This is a genomic window from Bacterioplanoides sp. SCSIO 12839 (assembly GCF_024397975.1).
Lineage (GTDB): Bacteria > Pseudomonadota > Gammaproteobacteria > Pseudomonadales > Oceanobacteraceae > Bacterioplanoides.
Genome location: NZ_CP073745.1, coordinates 2,351,536 through 2,370,537 on the forward strand (window position 1 = coordinate 2,351,536; position 19,002 = coordinate 2,370,537).

A 19,002-nucleotide genomic window follows, 5' to 3' on the forward strand; every position below is an offset into this window, starting at 1 on the left:
CAAAAATTTAACTTTTTCAAAAACGAAAACGGGGATGAACACTGTTCACCCCCTTTACTTTATTCCTTGGTTATTGATTGTAGTTTCAGTTCGCCGGCACGCTACAAGTACTTCCCTGTAAGCTACTCCGTCGCGTCCATGCGATGGATGCCTTGAACTGAAACTACAATCAACAACCAGAAGCTCCGAACGGGCTTAAACCAAACGCCGGTTTTAACCTAAACGATAGTTCGGTGCTTCTTTTGTAATCTGTACATCGTGTACGTGAGATTCTTTCATACCCGCCGCGGTGATTTTCACAAACTCAGGCTTGGTACGCATCTCTTCAATGGTCGCGCATCCGGTATAACCCATGGCAGCACGAACACCACCCATCAGCTGATGCACCACACTCATGGCCGGGCCTTTTACTGCAATACGGCCTTCGATGCCTTCCGGAACCAGTTTATCAACACCGGCTTTTTTATCCTGGAAGTAACGATCCGAAGAACCCTGAGCCTGGCCCATTGCACCTAACGAGCCCATACCACGGTAAGACTTGTAAGCACGGCCCTGATACAACTCAACTTCGCCCGGTGCTTCATCAGTACCCGCCAGCATCGAGCCGACCATAATAACAGAAGCGCCCGCGACAATCGCTTTAGCAATATCACCAGAGAAGCGGATACCACCATCGGCAACCACTGGCACACCATACTCTTTCATGGCAGTAGCAACGTTAGCAACGGCAGAGATCTGAGGCACACCCACACCCGCAACAATACGAGTGGTACAAATAGAACCCGGGCCAATACCCACTTTCACACCGTCGGCACCCGCTTCAGCCAGCGCAATCGCTGCTTCAGCGGTGGCAATATTACCACCAATTACCTGAACTTGCGGGAAGTTTTCTTTGACCCAGCGCACGCGATCAATCACACCGGTACCGTTGGCGTTGCTGGTATGACCGTGAGCGGTATCCACCACAATCACATCAACACCAGCGCCAACCAATGCGGTTACGCGCTCTTCGGTGCCAGCACCGGTACCAACCGCGGCACCAACCAATAAACGACCTTGTTCGTCTTTAGCCGCATTCGGGTAAGCGCGGGCTTTTTCGATGTCTTTTACCGTCATCAGGCCAGTCAGCTTGCCGTTGGCATCCAACACCAGCACTTTTTCGATGCGGTTTTTGTGCAACAGTTTCTGAACTTCTGCCGCAGGCGTGCCTTCAACAACCGTTACCAGATCGGCTTTTTGGGTCATCACACTGGCAACAGAGGCATCCAGATTTTTCTCGAAGCGTACGTCACGGCTGGTGACGATACCAACCAGTTCGTCGTTATCAACAACCGGCATACCTGAGATATTGTGTAATTCGGTCAGCTCCAGCAGCTCACGAATAGTGGTGTTACTGGTAACCGTGAAAGGATCGTTAACAATGCCGCTTTCGTATTTTTTAACTTTACGAACTTCAGCAGCCTGTTCTTCAGCAGTCAGGTTTTTATGGATAATACCCAAGCCACCTTCCTGCGCCATCGCAATTGCCAGGCGAGCTTCGGTGACGGTATCCATCGCAGCAGAAATCAGAGGGACGTTCAGTTCAATGCCTTTAGTCAGCTTGGTCTTCAGTGAGACCTGATTCGGCAGAACTTCAGAATAACCGGGTACCAACAGCACATCATCAAATGTGAGTGCATCCTGAGCAATTCGCAACATAAGTGCCTTCCAGAGTGAGGAATATGAGAAGGCGCGGCATTATAACGGAAGCCCGCCCCCCGGCCAAGCCAGATTTTACGGGGATTGCGGGCGAGTTAAGCCCAATGCCTCACAGGATTGTTTAGCGATAAATTTCTGACTAATCAGTCGATTATATTCATCATTATAAGAAGCAATATGAGGCCCGCTTGTATCTAGCCAGCAACGTTCTCCCGCGAGATTCTGAAAAACTTTCCTGCCTTGTTGAACAGGAATTACTTGATCATCTTTGCTGTGCATCATCAGTGTCGGAATCCGGATTTGTGCTGCTTTATCTTGTGGGTCCCAGTCTGATGGAATCAACCAGGTAGCCGGAACAAAAATCCAGCCCAGCCAGGTGCCGGTCAATGCTGAGCGTGCAATATCCGGGAACCCAGCAAAGGGAGCCTCAAGCACCAACGCCTGCACCTGATAGCGCTCTCCCGCTTGCGCGACAAAATTGACGGCCAGTGCAGCACCAATGCTTTGCCCCAGTACCACCAGCTCTTTATCCGGGTAAGTCTGGCGAATCCAGGCCGCCGCCGCTTCTATATCCTGTAACACACCCGGCATGATCGCCTGACCTTCCGATGCACCAAAACCACGATAATCCAGTGCCAGCACATCAATGCCCCGCTCTGGCATCCAGGCAACACTGCGCACATGGCTGCTGATATTTTCGGCATTACCATGCAAATACAGAACAACCTGATTAGTGTGAGAAGTCGAACCCTGGGCCGGAATCCACCAGGCATGTAAACCGGTGCCATCGGCCGCGCTCAGCCACACATCCTCATATTCCAGGCCTAAATTGGCTGGGGTTTGAATCCAGACTTCCTGCGGATAAAAATACAAAGATGTCAGAGATGTGCAACCGTTCAGCAGCACAATCAGAGTGGCGCTGAGCAGCGCCTTAGAAATACCAGACAAACGATAACTTCCCTTCGTTTACACCCTGCACACCCCGGGCACTATCATCCTGAGAGGTAAATAACTGACGCTCAAAACCAAAGCGTAATTGGCTGTTATCGGTAATTTCTGTGCCAACCTGCCAGCTTAACGAACGGCGCACCGGGTTATCGTGAGTCACCAGTGGCTGCCAGTGTAATTCCAGGTTGTGCTGTAACGCCTGAGTCTGAATTAACCAGCCCAGTCGTGGCCCAGCCGATAACTGAAAGCCCTGATCAAACTGGTTATCCGCCAATAACTGGGTTTCCCCCAAGGCATAAAAACGACCCGCATCGGTCAGATAACTTTTACCAAAGCCCACTTTTAGATAAGTGAATAATTCCGCTTCGGCTTGTTTAAAACGATCCAGACCAAAACTCACCGACCAGGCGGTCGGATTCTGGAATAACGTCTGATGACTGAGCGACAATACATCGACAATTTTAAATTGCTGCAAACGCAAGGCTTGCTGGTCATGCCAATAGCGCAGATCCAGCAGGCCCATTTGAATTTGCGATCCCGGCACAAACCCTTCGGGTAAATCCATCACATCGTGATAAGCAATACGCCAGCTGAGTTCACTGAAACCTTCATCGTCACTTTCCCCCAGAGAAACCTGCATGCGTTGGGTTAAATGGCCCTGATCATCACGAATTGGCGGCTCGGGTGTTTCATCAAATTCACTGGCAACGGTGATTTTACTGCGCGCCGATAACAGCTGCAGCGTACGCTTGCGCAATGCCGGGCTGGATTGTTTTTTCTTAATGGCTAAATAACGCGCATAAGAATGAGAAAGCTCCAGCGCTCGTGCTTTTTGCTGCTCGGTTAATGGCGCCAGCAAGGTCTGAATATCGTCGTCGCTCTCGACTAATTGTTTAGCAATTTTCTGTACTTCAGGCGCCGACTGTTCACCTTTAAACTCCAGTGCGGTGGCAGCCGATGGGCGATAAATAGCCTCGGCTACCATGTCGCGCTGCTGCAACGAACGAATGGTATCAACCGGCACGGCTTTTAATAAAAAGTCATCGGCCAAATCAGAGCGCTCACTGGCTGCATCCAATAAGGCCAATAAACGGTAAGAGCAGTTTTCATCAAAAAAGTAATAATCAAAATAGGTGTCTTTGGTTTCCCACACATGACGGGCAAACTGCTGCACTTCTTCCGGGGTAAACGTCAATGGGTATTCCCACACATCACGATATTCCATGTGCTGGTATTCATTGGTTTTGACATAATACGGCATAACCGAAACAACGCCCGGATAACCACCCGCCAACCCTTTGTAACTGAATACCAACTCGTTATCGGTCGGGTCTGCGTTGGCGGCAAAATTCACACTGTAAGATAATAATTTACTTTTGTTTTTATCCTCGCGATCCATCCGCACCAGCGTATGGCCATACATAGACGACGGAGAATTAATATGAGAGGCCGGGAAAATCAGCGTTAAGGAATGCGCCTGTAGCTCGTCAAGCCAGGTATCCAGTTCAGAACAGGGTTGATCCTGAAAATGCCCCGCAGGAAATTGTGTTTTCAACCAATGATATCGCGCAGGAAACTGACATTGTGCGGATAAATTGTCGGCCATATTAATGGCTTTAAAAGCCTGGTAATCCGCTTTTAATTCGGCAGCCGGGTCTTCTTTGCCTTCGGGAGATAAAAAGAAATTGTCATCGTCATTTTGACTGATCATTCGTTGACTGAACGGATGCAAACGGATATGCAATAAATGTTGCCATTGGCGCTGACTGGCCAACTCATCTAACGCTTGCTCAGAAAACGACAGTTCAGAAGACGCTAATGTCGAAGCATCCGTATCAGAAGCCTGCGCCACACCATGAAAATTAATAACGATAAAAACAATAAACGCCAGAGATTGCTGAAAAAACCGCATACCACTCATTCAACTACCGAAATCAGAAATCTGTCCTTGTGATCGTTTGACAATAAAAAAGCGCGGCAAGCTAAGCCTGTCGCGCTTTCTTTATAACCAGATTAAATAAATTAACCCAGGTATTTTTTCAGCTCAGCGTCTTGAGCCATCGCTGCAGTCATCGCTTCGTATGCTGCACCAGAAGTGCCTTCAGCTGCAAAAATTGCATCGAAGTTAGTTTGCATAGTGCGGTTGAACGCTGCAGTGTCCTGAGCTTCAACACCCATCACTTCTGCCAGAGCAGCCAGAGTTTCGCCCTGACCTTTTGCTGAATCCAGAGCCAGCTGATCCATGTTGTCGTCCATGAAAGACTGAACATGTGCTAATGGGCCATTCGCTGCTTCACAACCCAAAGTACCGGAAGTCATACCAAACGTTTGGTTACCAGAAGTACCGTTGGTAGTTGCCGCCAGAACGTGCTCGTGCCATTCGTTAGCATCTTTAAAAATAACTGCTGTACCTAAACCACAGCCTGCTGGGCCATTTGCGAAAGCCATAGCAGAAGAAGAAACCAGAATTGCACCTGCAATTAATTTTTTCATGGACAATATCCTTGTTCGATCAAAGTTTGAATTCAGCATTGTTAACAAATACTGAGATGGGTAACACTAGACGCTTTATTTCAGACTGTCTACCACTCACATCATTTTGATGTGGTTTCTCCAGAACCCGTCAAATAATCCACAAACTACGAATAGCAGTCTGTTTTATTTTGTGGCAGTCTTAATCAGATTTTAGTCTGATAACGCAATACGACCGTGTTAATACAGATACTATAAAAGGGTTTCCTGAACCTCAGTTAAACGCGAATATATCCAATCGAAACACGAGCATTTTTGCCAACCATCATGTCAGTACCTTCCAATGCGGTGTTTACCGTCAGCCAGTTAAACCAGCGTGCCAAACAGTTATTAGAAATTTCGTTTGCGGCGGTTCGGGTCGAAGGAGAAATATCTAATCTGTCGCGCCCGTCCTCCGGGCACTGGTATTTCACCTTGAAAGATCAGGGTGCCCAGGTACGCTGCGCCATGTTTCGTTCACGCGTGGCTGGCATTCGTTTTGGTGTTAAAGAAGGCGATAAAGTCGAGTTGCGCGCCAAGGTGTCGCTGTATGAAAACCGTGGTGATTACCAGCTGATTGTGGATGCGATGAAGCCCGCTGGTGAAGGTGCCTTACAGCTGGCCTACGAGCAATTAAAAAGTCGCCTGGCGGCCGAAGGGTTATTTGCTCAGGAAGTTAAAAAACCGGTGCAGCCAGTCAACCGGGTGGCGGTTATCACGTCGCCTACCGGCGCGGCGGTACACGATATGCTGACGGTATTTAAACGCCGTAATCCATCCGTGCGTATTGATATTTATCCAACTCAGGTACAAGGCAAAGAAGCTACACCACAAATTGTCGCCGCCATCGAACGTGCCAATCGTGATGCGGTCCAAAATCAACAAAATGGCCCGCAAGCGATTATTGTTGGCCGCGGTGGTGGCTCACTGGAAGATTTATGGTGTTTTAACGAAGAAGCCGTTGCCCGCGCTATTTTTCATTCGCAATTACCGGTTGTCAGTGCCGTAGGCCATGAAACCGACGTCACGATTGCCGATTTTGTTGCCGATGTACGTGCTCCCACGCCGTCCGCGGCGGCCGAATTATTAAGCTCGGATCGCTCGTTATCCCAGAATCAGTATCTGCAGCTGAAACAACGCTTACTACAAGCAACCCGAACGCATTTACAGCAACAGCAACAAAAACTGCATTACCTATTCAGTCGCTTGCGTACGCCGCAACAGCAACTGCAATCTGCCGCACAGCGCCTTGACCAGTTTGAATTGCGCCTGCAGGCCGTCTGGCAAAACCAACAGCGCCAGCGCAGCCATCAGCTTGAAAACCTGAACCAACGAGTCGCTCATCAACACCCGGTTCGCCAGCTGAACAACTACCAAAATCAACTGTCGAACCTTGAAAAACAATTGCAGCAAACGATCCAACAACGTCTGAATTCTGCTCAGCAAGCCTTGCAGCAACAGGTTCAGCTGCTGCAGTCGCTCAGTCCGCTTGAAGTATTAGCACGCGGGTATTCGCTAACACAGCACCCGAATGGCCATGTGATTGATGATGCCAATCAAGTGAGCAGTGGCGATCGCATTCAAACCCGGTTGCATCAGGGTTGGCTGGAATGTGAGGTGGTTGAAACATACTCAAGTGACACCGGTGGAGGTGACGCAGGTGGCATTCCAACAGAAAACGACTAGAATTATTAATAAATTAATCAGGATAAGGTTTATGCTGGAAAGCTTTAACACCACAATGCGCCACTGCCTAAAGCGTCACTCTTTGTTGCTCCTCCTTACAAGCATGATGCCTATCTTGAGCAATGCCCTTGAGCTTCCGCAAGAACATCGCATTCCCGGCGGTATTGCCATCATCAAACTTGGCCAGCATGAAAAGCCTCCCACCGTCACCTTCAACAACACCCGCGTAAAAACACTACAATCAGAACAAGACCAATGGCTGGCGGTGGTTGGCATTCCACTGACGCAATCACCTGGCGAGGCAAACATCCAGGTAAACGACGTTAAACATTCCTTTTCCGTGTCTGATTTTGCCTATAAAGAACAACGCCTGACCGTTTCCAAAAAACACGTACAGTTATCCGATAAAAATCTCCAGCGTGTCCGCAAAGAAAGCAAACTGATCCGAAATGCCTTTCAACAGCATTCCGCCACTCAACCACATTCAACGACCCAACTACACCCAACAACTCAGCAACAGGCTATCACACAGACGTTCCAGCGTTTTGACTGGCCAGTTAAAGGGCCAATGAGCAGTCCATTTGGCCTGAAACGCTTTTTTAACGATAAACCGCGCAAGCCTCATAGTGGTTTGGATATCGCCGCCCCAACAGGCACACCCATTGTTGCACCGGCTGCCGGTAAAGTTGTACTGACAGGTGATTTTTTCTTTAACGGTAACAGTGTCTTTGTTGATCATGGTGCCGGACTGGTCACCATGTATTGCCATCTGGATAGCATTCAGGTGGAACAAGGAGAAACTCTGGAACGGGGTCAGCCATTAGGTACCGTAGGAGCAACTGGCCGGGTTACTGGCCCTCACCTGCACTGGAGTGTCAGCCTTAACAATGCACGGGTGAACCCCAAACTGCTGTTAAAACAGGACACTAACCCTTAAAACAAGAAAACCAGCCCCTTAAAACAGGAACAACGGTCATGAGCCTCAAAGACTTATCCAACGCCGGTACTTCAACCACGATGGCCATTAAAGGAGCGGCTTGTGGCATCCGCCCTGATCTGGACGAAATGTCTCCGGATACAGCCTTTGACTTTTCAGCCGCCAAAGATTTTCTAGAGGAAAATCAAGCAGTTACAAAAGAAACAATAAAAAATGTAAAAGACACAAAAAAGCTCGCTAAATGACAGCCAGCTGAATAATCGCTGTCTATACTCATTACTGTTGCTATATTTCTATCGAGTCCATGAAAAAGAAAATTTCCATTCACCAGCTTCGTCCTGACATGTATGTTGCCGATCTGAACTGTGACTGGATACCCCACCACAATTACCAGAAAGAAGGCCGTATTCCTGATCAGACCACGATTAATCAACTCATCAGTCGTGGTATTAAGGATGTATACATCGACCCTGCTCGCGGGTTAGATGTCGAGGATGCCACTCCGGAAAATGAAGTCGCCCGTCACAATCAGCAAAAACTCGATAAAGCCGCCAATATACTAACACCTGACAGCCAACATAAAGTGTCTGCTCAGGAAGAAATGCGCAAAGCCGGTAAGATTCATAACGAAGCCAAAAGTCTCGTCACTAATGTGTTGCAGGACGTGAAAACCGGCAAAGCCATTGATGTTGAGGCCTTCGATGTGCTGGCCGATGGCATGGTCGATTCGGTATTGCGCAACCACAATGCCCTGGCATGCCTGGGCCGCATTCGTCAGAAAGACAATTACCTGCTGGAACACTCGGTGAATCTGGCGGTATTGATGGGCATTTTTGCCCGGGATATGAAGCTTGACCGGGAAACCATGCATCAGGCGGTTGTTGGCGCCATGCTGCACGACATCGGCAAGGTGATGATTCCCGATGAGGTGTTGCATAAACCCGGCAAACTGACCGACGACGAGTTTGCCATTATGCGTCAACATGTGGTGCACAGCCGCGAACTCCTGAAAAAAACACCGGGCATTAAACCGCTCACCGTTCAGGTCGCCGCACAACACCACGAACGTATTGATGGCAGTGGCTATCCGCTGGGTTTACACGGCTGCGATATTTGCCGTGAAGGTAAAATGGTGGCAATTGCCGACGTATATGATGCCATCACCGCCGACCGGGTGTATCACAAAGGTTTACCACCCACTGCGGCACTCAAAAAACTGCTGGAATGGAGTGGCACTCATCTGGAAGAAAAGCTGGTACATCGTTTTATCCGCTCGATGGGAATTTATCCGGTAGGTTCGTTAGTCAAACTGAAAAGCGAGCGCCTCGCCATCGTCGAGGAAGCCGGTGAAAAAGATCAGCGGCTGCCCATTGTCCGGGTGATTTACCACGCCAGAAACCGACAGTACCTTCCTGCTGAGATTATTGATCTGAGCAGGCCGAGTTGTCAGGATGAAATTGTTCAGGCCGTTGATCCGGCTCGCTGGGGCATTCGTCTGAATGACTTCTTAGGTCTTTGAGTGCTTCGAGAGGTCTGAGTGATTCTGGCTTCCTGAACTGCTTGTGATTCAACACCTGCTGCTCTAACCAGTCTGGCCAGGACTGAGTATAAGTTGTGTTAACTCCGGCACAGGCATTGTCCATTCCAACGCCGTGTTTAAAGCGATTCTGCATCCTTGCTCTCCCTGTTCTTAATCGGTCAGCTGCCTATTATTAAGATGCCGCCTTCTTTGCATCCAACAGCTCAATTTTTGCACGCACATGATCCGGTATTGGTGGCGCATCAAATTGCTGAGTATTACCGTGAATAACGGCCAGCATGGATGAAAAGTCCCTCACACGCCCTCCTTTTAATACCGCAACCCGCGCTAACGCCAATGCGTGCAATTGCCCATCCACCAGAAACTTATGTTCCAGATAAAGGTATTTACGATCCCAGTGCAGCACATTTGAATGAACCTGCACCTTGGCAAACGGCTTAATTTCCCGAATAAAGGTAACCGTCTGACTGGCCAGCACCGAACGCCAACCTTGTTCAATAAACAACGGGGCCGCACCAATTTCAATAAAAAAACGAGTCCGTGTCAGGTCTAGCCAAACCGGATAACGACCATTAGTAAGATGCAGATTAAAATCACAATCCCACGGCATCACCCGGAAATGCTGCTGACTCACACTCAATGGGTGCTGACGCTTCTGCCACGGTTTTTGTGACATCAAACCAATATAACGAATCAGCTGGAACATAAGCCTATCCTTGTTCTGATAAATTCCGCTGTCGCATCAGTCCTTCCTGAGCAACAGAGGCCACCAGCTCACCTTGCTGGTTAAAAATCTGGCCACGACAGAAACCCCGGGCACCACCTGCATTCGGGCTATCAATGGCATATAACAGCCACTCATCCATACGGAACGGGCGATGGAACCAGATACTGTGATCCAGGCTGGCCACCTGCATATCCTTTTGCACCACAGAAACACCGTGTGGCTGAAGCGCCGTGGTTAACAAATTAAAGTCACTGGCATACGCCAATACCCGGGCATGCTCACTGAAGTCACCAGTCAGTTCCGCATCGGCTTTCATCCAAACGTATTTGTAAGGCTCCATTTTTTTAGGTGCAAACGGGTTAGCCGGATTCACGACGCGGATTTCGATGGGTTTATCCGCCGTATGAATTTCCCGAATACGCTCAGGAATTTGGCTCTTAAACATACGCGTCAATTCCAGCTGCGACGGAATGCCCTCCGGGCCTTTCACCTCCGGCATATCCGACTGATGAACAAACCCTTCTTCCGGATGCTGAAACGACGCCATCATGGTCAGAATGGCCTTACCTTTCTGACTGGCCTTAACCTGGCGAGTCGCAAAAGATCGACCATCACGCAATACGTCAACTTCAAACTCGATTGGCTCAGTCACCGATCCGGGGCGCAGAAAATACGCGTGCAATGAATGTGGATTCCAGGCCGGGTCTTTTAGTGTCTGAATCGCAGCCGACAAACTCTGCCCCAACACCTGGCCACCAAACAAATTACGAAAACCAAGATCCTGGCTGTGGCCCCGAAAGCGATTTACGCCAATCGACTCCAAACGCAGCAATTCGACTAACTGTTCTAATACGTCACTCATCTCAACACCTTCTACGGCCGTTAAAGTACCTCAAGCCTCTGAACGAGTAGGTACCTGCTTTTGCTCAGCTTAGCTGGTTTTATAAGAGTAGCATTGGCCGAAGTGACTCTACACGGGGCAAAGGTGACACACCAGGTCAGTGTCATACGAGCAAAACACTGACTATTTTTTATTCAATCCGTTAATCGGATGCAGCCTACGCCACAATCCGTATAATGGCCGACCTTTTTCCCCTAACCTATTTACAACGACACAGCGGCATCAAAACCATGGCAGACATCAAAATTTATCAGCATCAGGTTAACCCCGAGCAATACCCGGAGTTACTGGAGGCCAAAGCACAACGTCTGCGCCAGCTGTTTGCTCAGTTTCAGCCACCTGAACTGGAGGTACACGGCAGTGCGCCGCAACACTTCCGCCTGCGGGCTGAGTTTCGTTTATGGCACGAAGGCGACCGCTGCTTTTATGCCATGTCGGAGCCCGGTGACAAAAACACCAAATACGAAGTTAAAGAATTCCCGATTGCCAGCCAGCTGATTCACAAACTGATGGCCGAAGTATTGGACTCCATCATGCCGAACGAGCTGCTGCGTCGTCGTTTGTTCCAGGTTGAGTTCTTAACCACCTTAAGTGGTGATGCCGTCATTACCCTCATATACCACAAACAACTGGATGACGAATGGCAGGCCGAAGCCGAAAAACTGCAGCAACAGCTGGGTTTCCCGATTATTGGCCGTGCACGTAAGCAGAAACGTGTATTGGAAAGAGACTACGTTACTGAGCAGTTGCAGGTCGATGGTCAGACCTTCAGCTACCGCCAGATTGAAGGTGGCTTTACCCAGCCTAACGGTGAAATGAATCAACAAATGCTGAGCTGGGCGCGTTCGGTTTCGGAGAATTTTGATGGCGATTTATTAGAGCTCTATTGCGGTAATGGCAATTTCTCCATTGCGCTAGCGGATAAATACAACAAGGTGCTCGCCACCGAGATTTCAAAAACTTCAGTGTATGCCGCACAAGAAAATATTCGCGCCAATAACGTCGATAATTTAATTATTGCGCGTTTATCCAGCGAGGAGTTTGTTCAGGCATTACGCGGCGAGCGGAAATTCTCACGCTTAGACGGCGTTAACCTTGAGGATTACCAGTTTAATACCGTACTGGTCGACCCACCACGTGCGGGTCTGGATGACGAATCGGTTAAACAAGTGCAGCAATACGACCATATTATTTATATTTCCTGTAACCCGAATACCCTGCAGCAAAATCTGGAAACCTTGTGTCAGACCCACGATATCCAGCGCTTTGCGTTATTTGACCAATTCCCCTACACCGACCATATCGAAACCGGTGTGGTATTAGTGCGTAAAAACCAGGCCTAACCGAGAAGCCAAAATAGAAAAACCATAAACATGTCAAACTTTAACGAATTAAACATCAGTAAGGCACAAATCGAAAACCTGAATAAGCTGGGTTATCAATCCATGACTGATATTCAGGCACAAGCGCTGCCACTGGCTTTAAAAGGCAAAGATATTATTGCTCAGGCAAAAACCGGCAGTGGTAAAACCGCGGCGTTTTCGCTGGCGATTCTGGATAACATTAATCCACGCTTTTTTGGTGCTCAGGCACTGGTACTCTGCCCTACCCGGGAATTGGCGACTCAGGTAGCTCAGGAAATCCGTAAACTGGCGCGTCATATTGCCAATATTAAAGTAGTGATTTTATCCGGTGGTCAACCGATTGGCCCCCAAATAGGCTCGTTATCCCACGGTGCTCATATTGTTGTGGGTACACCGGGGCGAATTAAAGACCACCTGCGTAAACAAACCTTAAAAATTGATCAGGTAAAAACTCTGGTACTGGACGAAGCCGACCGTATGTTAGACATGGGCTTCCGCGATGATATTGAAGATATTGCTGCGCATACACCAGAAAAACGCCAGACGTTATTATTTTCGGCCACCTATCCGGAAAATATTGAGCAACTGAGCAAGCACTTACAATATGAGCCGCAATCCATTCGTATTGCCGATACTCACGATCAGAAAAAAATTCAACAACAATTATTTGTTTGCCAGCGTTCTGAAAAAATTGAAACACTGAAAAAAGTGTTATCTTTTTTTGATATTCAGCAAGCCGTAATTTTCTGTAATACCAAACAGGTGGTGCAAGAAGTATCGCAAGCATTACAGGATTTACGCTGCAGCGCCATGGCACTGCAAGGCGATATGGATCAGAAGGACCGTGATCGAGTATTAATCCGCTTTAAACAGCAGAGTGCAAATTTTTTAATTGCGACCGACGTGGCGGCTCGCGGTTTAGATGTCGATGATCTGGAATATGTGATTAATTTTGATCTGCCACGCGATACCGATGTCTACGCTCACCGTATTGGCCGAACTGGCCGGGCGGATAAATCCGGTATTGCTATCAGCATCGCCAGCGATAAAGAAGAGTACAAAATTGAGGCAATTAATGAGCACCCGGTGGGTGACCTGCATCAGGATCAGACCTTAACCGCTGAACAAGCCACCACCATCGCGCCCATGCCGTATGTCAGCTTGTGCCTGCAGGCGGGCCGCAAAGATAAATTACGCCCGGGGGATATTCTTGGCGCTCTCACTAACAATGGTGGTATCGATGGCAAAGCGGTGGGAAAAATTGATGTACTCGAATACGTTGCCTATGTGGCGGTTGAGCGCGATCAGGCCAAATTTGCCTTAGAGCATTTGCAACAAAGCCGCATTAAAGGCCGCAAGATTAAAGTGCGTAAGGCTTGACCTATAAGCCAACTTTACTCATAAAGGCTGCCATCCAATAAAAACAGAGCTCTCAACAGAACTCTGACAAGAACTTCTCAGGAGGCAGCCATGGCTCACCAAACATTCACACCTTTCACCCTGCCCTGCGGCCAAACCATCAAAAACCGCATCGCAAAAGCCGCGATGGAAGAAAATATGGCCGATAGCGGTCAGATTCCTGGTGAGGCGCTGTTCCGTCTTTATGATCGTTGGGCCAATGGCGGTACCGGCCTGCTGATTACCGGTAACGTGATGGTCAGTCATCGTGCATTAACCGGTCCTGGTGGCATTGTTTTAGAAAAAGACACCGACCTGTCACCTTTTCAAACCTGGGCTTCACACGCAAAACAAAACAACACACAAGTATGGATGCAAATTAACCACCCGGGCCGTCAGGTGTATGCCGCCATGGGTGGTGACGTGTTATCGCCGTCGGATATTGCGCTCGATTTAGGTAAACACTCAAAACTATTTGGTCAGCCTCGGGCGATGACGGTTGAAGAAATACAACAGCTGGTACAGCGTTTTGTAGATACCGCGATACAAGCGGAAAAAGCCGGGTTTAATGGTGTGCAAATTCATGCTGCTCACGGTTATTTAATTTCGCAGTTTTTATCCCCTCTCACCAACAAGCGCGATGACCAATACGGTGGCAGTATTGAAAACCGAATGCGGCTGTTAATTGAGGTGATTCAGGCAGTTCGTGCCGTCGTTTCCAGCGAATTTGCGGTAAGCGTGAAAATGAACTCGGCTGATTTTCAACGAGGCGGCTTTGACGGTGATGATGCCAAAGCCGTGGTGAAAGCACTGAACACGTTACCCGTTGATATGCTGGAATTATCCGGTGGCAGCTACGAAAGCCCGGCGATGCAAGGTCGTACCGCCGATGGCCGAACACTGGAACGCGAAGCGTATTTCCTGCAATTTGCCAAAGACATTGCCGCCGTTGCTACCATGCCGGTGATGACGACGGGTGGTATCCGTCGTTTGGAAGTCGCAGAGCAGGTAATGGATCAGGGTTTTGATATGGTGGGCATTGCCACCGCACTGGCGATGGAGCCTGGCTTGCCTAACCTCTGGCAACAACAGCCACAAGCTTCTGCCCCTAACCCGGTTGTTAACTGGAAAGACAAGACCCTGAGTGCCATTGCGACTATGGCGCTGGTGAAACGCCAGCTACAACGCATGGGTAAAGGTAAAGCACCGAAACCTTCGGCCTCACCCTTCTTTTCACTGATTCGTGACCAGATGCGACTGAAAAAACTGACTAAACGTTACCAGCAATTTTTACAAAATAAGGCATAATAGCCGGATTATTCGTCAATCAAACAAGGAAGCATCCATGTTACGTCAATTGCTTTTATTTCCTGTGTTAGCCATGTTGCTGGCTGGCTGCAGCAGCAACACCAAAGTCGTTAACCACTGGGCGGCATCTGGCGCTGCCAGCAACCCGGATGAAAAACTGATTATGGTATTTGCGCTGGCGAAAGAAGAGCAAAATCGCATGGCCATGGAAGACACTATGGTAAAGGAGCTGCAAAACAGCGGTTTTGCTGCCATCACCAGCTACAGCAAATTAGGGAAAGACTACGATCCACGTAATAAACAGCCAGAAGATGTAAAACTCGAAGTGGGTCAGCACGCAAATCATGCTCTGATTCTGGCGATGATCGAGCAGGAAAATAACGTTGAGTACGTTGAAGGCGAAACCATTTATGTACCACGCGTGAGCCACTCAGGTCGTTTTGCGCAAGTTTATGGTGGCATGTACGACGTGGTTCATCAGCCAGGTTATTACAATAAAGAAACAACCTATGAAGTGATCAGCAACCTGTATCAGCTGAAGCCAGAGCCACTGGTATGGTCAGCCACAACCGATACCGTAAACCCTGAGTCCATGCGCGAAGCCGTTGAAGGTATTGCTCATACGGTCGCTCAACAAATGAAAAAAGATCTGAACTAACGATTACGGCAGCTCGGGTAAAAAATAGTTCTCCCAGAGCTGCTGATAACGCTTTTTATGCCAGCCGATATGACCAATACGCTTCTGGTTAATATCGGTTGGTGATATACGAATCTGCTTTTGTGGCGCCGCAGTAAAAAACGCATGCAGCATGTTCACATTTTTTAATGACATCATGTCATCATCCGAAAAAGCCAGAGAAGTCATTGGCATTTTTGTTTCTGCAAAATTCTGTCGTAACCAATCACCTTCGTACCCAACTGCGTAATCTTTTTTCAGGCACCAGCGTCGCCATTGCATAATGACGCCTTTCGGTAAATTACACATAATGTTCAACTTATCGCCGGGGAAATAGCCTAAAAATGGTGCAGTTGCCGGAACCAGAAAGTACCATAAAAACCAGGCAACCCGTTTGGTTGGGGCCGCGTTATACCACCAGGTGCCGGTTCCGGCGCCCACTGTTATGGCACGATCAATATCACTGGTATCTTCCATAAAACCCAACATATGAGCGCCCACACTATGGCCAATCCAGGTGATTTTTTGATTGGGATATTGCTGTTTGGCGTAGGCTAAAACCGCCGGACAATCATATTTCGCCCAGCTTAATTTATCGCTTTTGCTGTATTTAACGTGGCGGTCAATCGATAAACCAATGCCGTCATAATCAAACGTAATCGCGGTATAACCCTGTTCCGTGAGCCAATGCGCAAAGTCATCATACAGGTACTGAGCCACACCGGTTGCCGTGGCAATAATACACACACCACGGCTGTCATTTTCCTCTTTAGCCGGAAAAACACGAGCGACAATATGGTGGCCAGCCTCGGTCTGAAGCTGTTGATGGTGTGGGTCTTGTCGTTGGTTCAGGTCTTGCTGTTGATGACGCATGGCTGCTCCAGGTTAAAACTTTTTAATGATGAAATTGAGAAACTTCAGTACCGTGGCAATTTCTTCTTCAGAGAAGTGCTCTTCAAACTGCTGATTAAGTTGCTGAATAAAAGGAGCCAGGTTTTGTACTTTCTCGATTCCCGATTGAGTTGGGTAAAGACGAATGGCACGGGCATCTTTAGCGCATGGCTTGCGGTGTAACAGATTATTTTTTTCCATACGGGTAAGCAGGCCGGTTACCGCCGATTTTTTTAATGCCAGGGCGGTGACCAGATCTTTTTGCACGCACCCCGCATGTTTGCAGATATACATAAGTGCGGCCAACTGGGTGACAGAGGCATCCAGCTGCTCTTCACAAAGGTGATCAACATGATTAAACAGCTTGCGCTGTGCCATGTTGAGCACAAAAAATAATCGTCTATCCACGCTTCTCACACCACTATTGGTTTGTATGCAAACCATATTAGTTTACATACAAACCAAATGGCAAGAGAAAATCTATCGAGAGCACTCGATCAGCTTTTTAACAACAAACTGATACTCATAGCGATGCAGACGAAGACGGTCATATAGCGAATAAAATCGACGCCCTGCTTCACGGCTGCCGCAGCCCCCAAACGAGCACCAAGCGCCTGGCCTGCCGCCATGGCAAACCCAACCTGAAACAAAATTTGTCCGGAGAGAATAAAAACCGCCAGCGATACAATATTGGTGGTGAAGTTCAGCAGCTTTGCGTGTGCAGTGGCTTCAATCAGGTTCATACCGCGTAACTTGCTATAACCCAGACTGAAAAAGGTGCCGGTACCCGGGCCAAAAAAGCCGTCATAAACGCCGACACCGGTTGCCACGGTGGCATTAAAGGTTGCCGGCTTTAAGGTTTCTTTTCCCGAGGTTTTACCAAAATTACGGGCCAGTAATAAATACACGGCAATGGCGATTAATCCATAAGGCATTACCTGAACCAATAACGCACTGTCGAATAACTGGATCGCAATCGCGCCGATGACAGCGCCGACGGCCGTCGCAACAATCGCCCATTTTTGCTCTTTGGGAGAGACCAGTTTTTCTCGCACAAAAAAACGTGTGGCGGTAAAGCTGCCAAAACACGCCTGCAATTTATTCGTCGCAATGGCCTGTACTGGAGGCACGCCCGCAAACAATAAAGCCGGAATGGTTAACAAACCACCGCCACCTGCAACGGCATCGATAAAACCGGCCGCCATTGCCACTGCGGCCAATAGCGCTAATATTTCCCAGCTAAATTCCAGCATTCGACCACCGCTTAAACGCGTTATACAAATGCACTGCGATTGCGGTATTCATGGGCCGGATAACACCCCAACAAGCGTAAATCACGAGAGAAGTGTTCCAGTTCTTCCAGCGCATGCACCATCGCTGGCTGCTGCGGATGAGCCAGTACATCCAGATGGAAATGGCTGGCTTCCATGGTGCCGCCATCCATATAACTTTCCAGCTTAATCATGTTGATGCCATTTGTGGCAAAACCACCCAAGGCTTTATACAACGCCGCCGGAATATTCCGCACCGCAAACAACATACTGGTGATGTAGGTTTCCTCAGGCAGGTATTCCTGATGCTGAGGCTCACGGCTAAACACCAGAAAACGCGTGGTATTACCCATTACATCCTGAAAGTTTTCATGCAATACCTCCAGGCCATACAGCTCAGCAGCCAGCTTGGAGGCAATGGCTGCACGGTTGCGGTTCTCGGACTCATTACCCGCCTGGCTAAGCTTTTCCGCCTCCATGGCGGTATCGAGCATGGCGATGGGTTTCATACCCAGATTAATAATACGCTGATGGCATTGCGCTAAGGCCTGAGGGTGAGAGGCGACCTCTTCAATTTCAGTCAGTTTGACGCCAGGCAAGGCCAGCAAGCAATGATTCACCGGCTCAAAGTGCTCACCGATGACATGCAATTGCGTCCGCGGAATTAAACGATAAATCTCTTCTACCCGCCCGGCAGTCGAGTTTTCCAGCGGAATCATGGCACGGTCAGCAAAGCCGTTGGACACCAGATCTAACGCCGACAGAAAATCTTCACAAGCTACCGCCTCCCAATCCGGGAAGACTTTACGGCACGACAAATGTGAATAGGCACCGGCAGTTCCTTGGTACGCAACACGGCGTGAACCGTCATTTTCCTGTGTCATGGCTTCTTTTACCTCTTAACTCTACGAACGCATTCCACAAACGCATTCAACAAACGCTTCTCACAATGGGCTACGCACCAAAAAGAAGCATTAAAACAAAACTGTATTTTAACCACCCGACAGGCGCACCATAATAGAGCAAGCAAAAATAAACACAGTGAGTGACTCATGTCAGAAGGTTGCTGCATTGTACGGTAATTCCATGCTTTCACCTTGGTTTATCGCAATACCAGGCACACATCAATAAAAAAACGTGATCTGG

General features: G+C 48.6%; 18 protein-coding genes. 8 read left to right on the forward strand and 10 right to left on the reverse strand.

The window, feature by feature from the left end:
• Window positions 1–213: 213 nt before the first annotated feature.
• The 4 genes from guaB to KFF03_RS10805 all read right to left on the reverse strand — a co-directional run bounded on the left by guaB (window position 214) and on the right by KFF03_RS10805 (window position 5,139).
• Complete coding sequence (gene guaB, locus KFF03_RS10790) at window positions 214–1,698, reverse strand: IMP dehydrogenase (RefSeq protein ID WP_255856909.1); 1,485 nt, start codon at window positions 1,696–1,698, stop codon at window positions 214–216.
• Window positions 1,699–1,773: 75 nt separating this feature from the next.
• Window positions 1,774–2,646 (reverse strand): alpha/beta hydrolase, encoded by an 873-nt coding sequence (locus KFF03_RS10795; RefSeq protein ID WP_255856910.1) that lies wholly within the window; start codon window positions 2,644–2,646, stop codon window positions 1,774–1,776.
• On the reverse strand, window positions 2,630–4,567 hold the full coding sequence (locus tag KFF03_RS10800; RefSeq protein ID WP_255856911.1) for a DUF4105 domain-containing protein: 1,938 nt from the start codon (window positions 4,565–4,567) through the stop codon (window positions 2,630–2,632). The genes KFF03_RS10795 and KFF03_RS10800 overlap by 17 nt, the downstream gene beginning before the upstream one ends.
• Before the next feature lie 101 nt (window positions 4,568–4,668).
• On the reverse strand, window positions 4,669–5,139 hold the full coding sequence (locus KFF03_RS10805; RefSeq protein WP_255856912.1) for a DUF3015 family protein: 471 nt from the start codon (window positions 5,137–5,139) through the stop codon (window positions 4,669–4,671).
• A gap of 306 nt (window positions 5,140–5,445) precedes the next feature.
• Here KFF03_RS10805 and xseA point away from each other — a divergent pair, with 306 nt between their 5' ends.
• The 4 genes from xseA to KFF03_RS10825 all read left to right on the forward strand — a co-directional run bounded on the left by xseA (window position 5,446) and on the right by KFF03_RS10825 (window position 9,299).
• Entirely contained in the window at window positions 5,446–6,843 is a 1,398-nt protein-coding gene (gene xseA / locus KFF03_RS10810) for an exodeoxyribonuclease VII large subunit (protein ID WP_255856913.1), read from the forward strand.
• Window positions 6,844–6,958: 115 nt separating this feature from the next.
• Window positions 6,959–7,780, forward strand: coding sequence for a peptidoglycan DD-metalloendopeptidase family protein (locus tag KFF03_RS10815; protein ID WP_255856914.1), 822 nt, complete (start codon window positions 6,959–6,961; stop codon window positions 7,778–7,780).
• Between the two features lie 38 nt (window positions 7,781–7,818).
• Entirely contained in the window at window positions 7,819–8,025 is a 207-nt protein-coding gene (locus tag KFF03_RS10820) for a hypothetical protein (protein WP_255856915.1), read from the forward strand.
• A 59-nt stretch (window positions 8,026–8,084) separates the two neighbouring features.
• The gene (locus KFF03_RS10825; protein WP_255856916.1) at window positions 8,085–9,299 is read left to right on the forward strand and encodes an HD-GYP domain-containing protein; all 1,215 of its coding nucleotides are present in this window, start codon (window positions 8,085–8,087) and stop codon (window positions 9,297–9,299) included.
• 193 nt (window positions 9,300–9,492) lie between these two features.
• Here KFF03_RS10825 and KFF03_RS10830 read toward each other — a convergent pair whose 3' ends face one another.
• Complete coding sequence (locus KFF03_RS10830) at window positions 9,493–10,026, reverse strand: thioesterase family protein (protein ID WP_255856917.1); 534 nt, start codon at window positions 10,024–10,026, stop codon at window positions 9,493–9,495.
• A gap of 4 nt (window positions 10,027–10,030) precedes the next feature.
• Complete coding sequence (gene tesB / locus KFF03_RS10835) at window positions 10,031–10,909, reverse strand: acyl-CoA thioesterase II (protein WP_255856918.1); 879 nt, start codon at window positions 10,907–10,909, stop codon at window positions 10,031–10,033.
• 269 nt (window positions 10,910–11,178) lie between these two features.
• Here tesB and trmA point away from each other — a divergent pair, with 269 nt between their 5' ends.
• The 4 genes from trmA to KFF03_RS10855 all read left to right on the forward strand — a co-directional run bounded on the left by trmA (window position 11,179) and on the right by KFF03_RS10855 (window position 15,676).
• Window positions 11,179–12,291, forward strand: coding sequence for a tRNA (uridine(54)-C5)-methyltransferase TrmA (gene trmA / locus KFF03_RS10840; RefSeq protein ID WP_255856919.1), 1,113 nt, complete (start codon window positions 11,179–11,181; stop codon window positions 12,289–12,291).
• A gap of 30 nt (window positions 12,292–12,321) precedes the next feature.
• Entirely contained in the window at window positions 12,322–13,692 is a 1,371-nt protein-coding gene (gene dbpA / locus KFF03_RS10845) for an ATP-dependent RNA helicase DbpA (RefSeq protein ID WP_255856920.1), read from the forward strand.
• 90 nt (window positions 13,693–13,782) lie between these two features.
• Window positions 13,783–15,018, forward strand: a complete 1,236-nt coding sequence (locus KFF03_RS10850) for an NADH:flavin oxidoreductase/NADH oxidase family protein (protein ID WP_255856921.1) — start codon at window positions 13,783–13,785, stop codon at window positions 15,016–15,018.
• A gap of 37 nt (window positions 15,019–15,055) precedes the next feature.
• The gene (locus KFF03_RS10855) at window positions 15,056–15,676 is read left to right on the forward strand and encodes a hypothetical protein (RefSeq protein WP_255856922.1); all 621 of its coding nucleotides are present in this window, start codon (window positions 15,056–15,058) and stop codon (window positions 15,674–15,676) included.
• A 3-nt stretch (window positions 15,677–15,679) separates the two neighbouring features.
• Here KFF03_RS10855 and KFF03_RS10860 read toward each other — a convergent pair whose 3' ends face one another.
• The 4 genes from KFF03_RS10860 to KFF03_RS10875 form a co-directional block, all read right to left on the reverse strand.
• Complete coding sequence (locus KFF03_RS10860; RefSeq protein ID WP_255856923.1) at window positions 15,680–16,567, reverse strand: serine aminopeptidase domain-containing protein; 888 nt, start codon at window positions 16,565–16,567, stop codon at window positions 15,680–15,682.
• A gap of 12 nt (window positions 16,568–16,579) precedes the next feature.
• Window positions 16,580–16,993: a MarR family winged helix-turn-helix transcriptional regulator gene (locus KFF03_RS10865; protein WP_255856924.1), complete on the reverse strand. Its 414-nt coding sequence runs from the start codon at window positions 16,991–16,993 to the stop codon at window positions 16,580–16,582.
• 89 nt (window positions 16,994–17,082) lie between these two features.
• Window positions 17,083–17,838 carry a TSUP family transporter gene (locus KFF03_RS10870; RefSeq protein ID WP_255856926.1) on the reverse strand — a complete coding sequence of 252 codons (756 nt, stop codon included), beginning with the start codon at window positions 17,836–17,838 and terminating at the stop codon, window positions 17,083–17,085.
• A gap of 20 nt (window positions 17,839–17,858) precedes the next feature.
• On the reverse strand, window positions 17,859–18,740 hold the full coding sequence (locus KFF03_RS10875) for a prephenate dehydratase (RefSeq protein WP_255856927.1): 882 nt from the start codon (window positions 18,738–18,740) through the stop codon (window positions 17,859–17,861).
• Window positions 18,741–19,002: the final 262 nt, after the last annotated feature.

What these genes read in the sequence shown, in the direction of transcription:
- guaB (WP_255856909.1), bottom strand. Translation starts at nt 1,698, where the DNA reads ATGTTGCGAATTGCTCAGGATGCACTCACATTTGATGATGTGCTGTTG.
- xseA (WP_255856913.1), top strand. Translation starts at nt 5,446, where the DNA reads ATGTCAGTACCTTCCAATGCGGTGTTTACCGTCAGCCAGTTAAACCAG.
- KFF03_RS10855 (WP_255856922.1), top strand. Translation starts at nt 15,056, where the DNA reads ATGTTACGTCAATTGCTTTTATTTCCTGTGTTAGCCATGTTGCTGGCT.
- KFF03_RS10825 (WP_255856916.1), top strand. Translation starts at nt 8,085, where the DNA reads ATGAAAAAGAAAATTTCCATTCACCAGCTTCGTCCTGACATGTATGTT.
- trmA (WP_255856919.1), top strand. Translation starts at nt 11,179, where the DNA reads ATGGCAGACATCAAAATTTATCAGCATCAGGTTAACCCCGAGCAATAC.
- KFF03_RS10875 (WP_255856927.1), bottom strand. Translation starts at nt 18,740, where the DNA reads ATGACACAGGAAAATGACGGTTCACGCCGTGTTGCGTACCAAGGAACT.
- tesB (WP_255856918.1), bottom strand. Translation starts at nt 10,909, where the DNA reads ATGAGTGACGTATTAGAACAGTTAGTCGAATTGCTGCGTTTGGAGTCG.
- KFF03_RS10805 (WP_255856912.1), bottom strand. Translation starts at nt 5,139, where the DNA reads ATGAAAAAATTAATTGCAGGTGCAATTCTGGTTTCTTCTTCTGCTATG.
- KFF03_RS10800 (WP_255856911.1), bottom strand. Translation starts at nt 4,567, where the DNA reads ATGAGTGGTATGCGGTTTTTTCAGCAATCTCTGGCGTTTATTGTTTTT.
- KFF03_RS10860 (WP_255856923.1), bottom strand. Translation starts at nt 16,567, where the DNA reads ATGCGTCATCAACAGCAAGACCTGAACCAACGACAAGACCCACACCAT.
- KFF03_RS10820 (WP_255856915.1), top strand. Translation starts at nt 7,819, where the DNA reads ATGAGCCTCAAAGACTTATCCAACGCCGGTACTTCAACCACGATGGCC.
- KFF03_RS10870 (WP_255856926.1), bottom strand. Translation starts at nt 17,838, where the DNA reads ATGCTGGAATTTAGCTGGGAAATATTAGCGCTATTGGCCGCAGTGGCA.
- KFF03_RS10830 (WP_255856917.1), bottom strand. Translation starts at nt 10,026, where the DNA reads ATGTTCCAGCTGATTCGTTATATTGGTTTGATGTCACAAAAACCGTGG.
- KFF03_RS10850 (WP_255856921.1), top strand. Translation starts at nt 13,783, where the DNA reads ATGGCTCACCAAACATTCACACCTTTCACCCTGCCCTGCGGCCAAACC.
- dbpA (WP_255856920.1), top strand. Translation starts at nt 12,322, where the DNA reads ATGTCAAACTTTAACGAATTAAACATCAGTAAGGCACAAATCGAAAAC.